We start from the raw sequence: 5,034 nt of genomic DNA on the forward strand, positions 1-5,034 counted from the left end.
GGGATTCAGATGGAAAGTAGGATTTGGAGGATTAGCAAAGTCATGCCCCACTTTCCATGGAGCTCCTCCAGTTTCTACTGCACCTATTTCAGGTTTATTTCCAACATAACCATCAGTTACTCCTGAAATCATTGCACCTTGCTCAAAGCCTGTAGAAGTGTTACTCAAGCTATAAGCAGAAGGAAGAGATGGATTTGGATTCGTTCCACTATAAGGAGCCGTCCAATGAGTAGTACCAGCACTTATGATATTTCTCGCTTTAATCATATCATTATTATTTGCTCCAGCTCCAAATGCACCACTTACGATGTTGTTAGTAAATTTCGAACCTATTGAATCACAGACATCTGAGCCATTGCAGAACTGGCCTATAGGACCATGGATTGAATTGTTATAAAATAATTGGTATTCATTAGGAACATTTATCAGTATGCCATTAGCACTTGTATTATAAGTAATGTTGTCATAAAAAATAGCGTTATGCACCGAGTTATCCGGATAAATACCGTGGGACCCTCCGGCACCTATGATGTCATGAACTACGTTATGGTGAAATTCCGTGTTTTCCATATCCACATTTACAACATAGACTGCGCCGCCATCTTTAGATAGCTTCATACCATAGCTTATATCGTTATACTCTATAACTGATCTGGAAAAAGAGCCGCCTATAAGCCCACGACCTGACATCGTAAGGGTATTATGGCTGACAAGATGGTTATATCCGGATAGTTTTACAGCATCAGCATAGGAATGCAAAAAGTCAACATTATGAACATAATTATTAATGACACTATTATCATGTCCATCAACTAGAATCCCGGGACCATACAAATTTCTAATTTCGCTATCCCGTATCGTATTGTGATCTCCATTCAAATTCAGACCTAATGTTAAACCATTAAGGTCGGCCATTCCAGCAGGTAAGTTATAATCTGGAGCATCAACTATAGTATTTTTCACCATATTATAGCTAGAATTAACAAAGTTAAGATTTGCAGCTCTTAGCTTAATTCCATMAATGGTTATATTGGTCTTTCCTGCTAAATCAAACGCATTGATTCTCTTTTTAGCTTCAACCGTAATCGTACTTGGATCTACGTTGCCAGGAGCAATGAAATATAATTTTCCATTCGCTACATCCTTGTACCATTCTGTATCAACATCCAATACGGCCTTATTTCTTGTAATATAATAATAGGAAGTAGTGTCAGGATTGTAGCCTGCAGATAGGAGCGGCCAATTAATATTGATGGTCGAGGTAGTAGGATTTCCTGTAATGGGTGCGGTGAAGCTGGCATAACCATTCCCCGTTCGAACCCAAAGCATACCGCTATTTAATGTATTAGCAGGAAATTTAGTGCCTAATCCTGGTGCGTCAACTAAAGAACTAATCGTTGATCCATAAGTGAATGTTTTCACTTTATTATATTTGGTACTGTCCAAAAGGTCTTGAACAGCAATATTTGGAAATGTCGCTTCCTGCATCAGGACGCCATCAGCAAAAACAATGTTTCCGTTGCCGTTGTACATATCCCAGTTCATATCGGCTGCATAGATATTTTTCCCTGTACCCAATGTTGAATCCAATGTCCAGCCTGTAACCAAGTCAGCGCCGGATACAGTTACGCTTTCATTATTGTAGTTTTTAATCGTAACGCCAGAATTAGCTGGAGTAACCGTTTCTCTGTATACACCTGCACGTACGTATACAGCATCTCCTGATTGTGCAACAGTTGCAGCAGCTTGGATGGTCTTGAAAGCGGCTCCAATTGTCATTCCGTCGTTGGCATCGTTACCATTTGTAGCATCTACGTAGTAGCCTGTTGTCGTTGCTGCAGAAGCTCTGGACGGGATCGATAAAACTGGAGTGCAAATCATTAGCATCGCTAATACCAGGGAAATCCATTTATAAGTATTAATTCCATTTGCCTTAAGCATTCACATTTCCTCCTATTAGCTACTTGTAAGCGTTATTATTAACTTAAAAAATAGAATCAGTGTTTGTTTAGCGATTCTGCCTCCAAAACTAATGTATTCTAGATGTTGTGTGCGATAGCCTGTCCGCAGACTGCACCTGCAGCCTCAAAGTAACCTCAGCTACAGCATTTGAGACCGGTATTGCCAAGATCAATTTTGTTTGTTTCGGTATGTTTTTATAACTGCATCTTCTATACTGTTCACCCCCTTTTAGCTTGACTCATCCATGTGGACTCCTTGCATTTCCATAATTCAAAAGCCATACCACACCTGAGTTTTTAATATACAAAAAAGGGAGTACCTCCCAAAAAAAGATTCAGAAAACTGCGGTGATCGTGCTGGCTCATTCTTCTAGTAGTCCAATTTTATCAAATGGTATGGGTTTGAAATCGGKGATTAGTTGAAATACGACTGAATCTTGCCGCAAAGCAAAGTTCAGCTGGGAAGCATCCATAAATCCCAAATCCAACTCCTCATTAAGTTGCAAGTTATTTTCAACCTCTCCGTGCTTAATCACCGTATCGGCCAGCTCCATGGGCTTGGTTTTATAAATAATATTCTGGCGTATAGCGTTCCCTTTCGGGACCCCCGGGTCATCGTTCAAAATGTTGAATAGTCGCGGATACTTCATCTTCCAAATCTCACTTTGGTAAGGTACTTCCCTCAGGCTAACATACATAGTCCCCTGTTCAGGGTGCATATGCGCTTTGAACCAATCAAGCTGGGCTCTTTCATCAAAGCTGACCGATTCGTTTCCTTCCAAAATTATGTTGTTGGCGATGAGATAGTCCCTGCCTCCCCCCATATGAAAAGCGCGCCAAACTTTGTAGAAAACATTCCCGTAGATTTCCGCGCTGCTTACTGCATCGTCCATATAAACCCCGAAGGCGCCTACACTGCCCTCAATTCCGCTGATATGGTGAATAAAATTATACCGTATGACATTCCCTCGGTACGTCCAGTTTCGTCCCGCATAGATGGCACCAGCATCATCCGTTTCGAGAACGACATTGAAAATTTCATTAAATTCGATGATATGGTCATTGCCCCAATACATAATGGCAGCATGAGGTGCATCATGAATTCGGTTATGGCTTGCCCTATTGCCGACCCCATAGATCTGGATCGCTTCTGAATATGTCTTTTTGATTCGGGAATAGCGGAATATGTGGTTATTTTCGGCAATATGACCTCCTGGTGTAAGGGTACTCCTGTCCCCGCCACTTAGTGTGATCCCGCCTGAACCCGTATCATAAATCTCGCAGCCTATAATTTGATGCCCAGCCCCCCCAAGTATTGGGTCCTGACTGTTGGCGTTGCCAATAACTACTCCCTTTTGCCCAAGCTTTCTAAGCACACATTTCAGAATTCGGTTGCAGGATCCCCCCAGAATCTTCACTCCGTCGCCCCGACTCACTTCCAACACCAATCCTTGAATAGTTACATTTGAAACATTGTTCATGTAAATAATCGGTTCCTTCATAATGGAAAGCTGAACGGTGCTACTTTCCAAATGAGACGGTGGATAGAAATACAACACCCCATGCTCCCTGTCCAAATACCACTCCCCTGGCACATCCAGTTCTTCCAGTATATTAAAGGCATAATACCGCTGCCCGCTTCTTACGCCATACAAACTTGGTTGCCGGGTCTTGATTCGTTGTGCCTCGGTATCAATCGATTCGACCTCGAGAATGCCATCCGCCCAATCATGGTACCAATATCCAAACAGCCATACATCCTTGGCATTCACCCATCGATTCGGACGATTGTCTTGAAAGCCGAACTTAAGCCCCCGATAGGGGTTATCCCGTAGTTCCGGCGGAACATAATCCGGATGGGTCGTAGGAATATCCGCCGCATAATTTCGGGGGATTGTTCCCGTATCGATAATTTCCCCCGTTTTCACATATCCTTCGTTGGGCCAACGGGCCAACGTCATGGCATTTCCGTTAAAAAACAATTCCGGTATCGGATCCACGCTAGGTAATCCGAATCCGGAATGCCTGATTTCTCCATAATCGGTGATTCCCTGCTTTTTTAAATCAACCTGCAGAACTTTGGATCTTGCTTCTAGCGGAATTCTATTTCGTACAGCTTCGTCAACAACCGGCTTAAAAGCCGACACATTCAGATCTAATCCTCCCATCAAACTAACAGTTTCATCTTGATAGGCCTTGTATACAATGGGTGAGTTTTCTGTTCCAGAGTCCTGTTCGTTCAATTGAAACGAATCCGTTAAACGGTAAACGCCTCCCCGCAAATGAATAGAAATCCCTTCTGAAGGCAAACCTATCGTCTGCTTCATAAGCCTGATAGCATCTCTTGCCCTCTCTAATGTGGCAAACGGCGTATTGATCATGCCATCGTTCAAATCACTTCCGTCAGGTGAAACAAAAAGGTGTTTCAAGTCATTCACTCCTCTCTGATCGTTTTTGTAAAAAGCTTCATCTATTCATGTTACTCCGAGTACACAGGCTTCGCCCCTTCTGTATGTTCTTTCCAATCAAAGCCAGTCGGAATAATAATTTTGCTTTTCACTTCCATTTGACCGGCAATAATTTCGAATTCAAAGTTGGCGTAAGGAATCTCTACTTTGCATCCATCTACGAACATCGACTCACAGTCGAGAGCAATCCCTGTAACTTTGCCATTTATACCTATTACAACGAGAAGTTGCTTCGACACTGCGCTAATCCTATCAATGGATAGTTGATCTGTTTCAGAAGCTGTCAAGTATGTTGTAACCGAGTCATCCTCAAATTCAATCCTAAATCCGGAAATCCCATCACGGCTTAAACATGTTTTCGATTTCACTAGCGAGTTCTCATTCAATGTTGGAACGATCACTGTAACGAGACTTGAGGTCCCGGCATCGCCATTCCATGAAGTATGTACGTCTGGTTTAGGAATCCTTCTGCCTTTCATCGTTGGTGCCATCCAGCCGTATGCGGGAGATAGCTGTCCATAATACTGATCGTATTTCAAATCCTTGTCTGTAAAATGATATAAAAATACGTTCGGCTTTTCTTTTTGCGAAGTCCAGATCATGTT

The 5,034-nt window shown here is 42.4% G+C and carries 3 protein-coding genes; all 3 read right to left on the minus strand.

Features of this window, described 5'->3' with window-relative positions; translation table 11 throughout:
• A partial coding sequence (locus tag AC1DVJ_RS29940) for a right-handed parallel beta-helix repeat-containing protein (protein WP_477596385.1) occupies positions 1-1,941 on the minus strand: 1,941 nt, incomplete at its 3' end.
• A 382-nt stretch (positions 1,942-2,323) separates the two neighbouring features.
• Positions 2,324-4,390, minus strand: a complete 2,067-nt coding sequence (locus tag AC1DVJ_RS29945) for a right-handed parallel beta-helix repeat-containing protein (RefSeq protein ID WP_477596387.1) — start codon at positions 4,388-4,390, stop codon at positions 2,324-2,326.
• A 50-nt stretch (positions 4,391-4,440) separates the two neighbouring features.
• A partial coding sequence (locus AC1DVJ_RS29950; RefSeq protein ID WP_477596389.1) for a hypothetical protein occupies positions 4,441-5,034 on the minus strand: 594 nt, incomplete at its 5' end.

This window comes from Paenibacillus sp. P4_A9, from assembly GCF_056402415.1.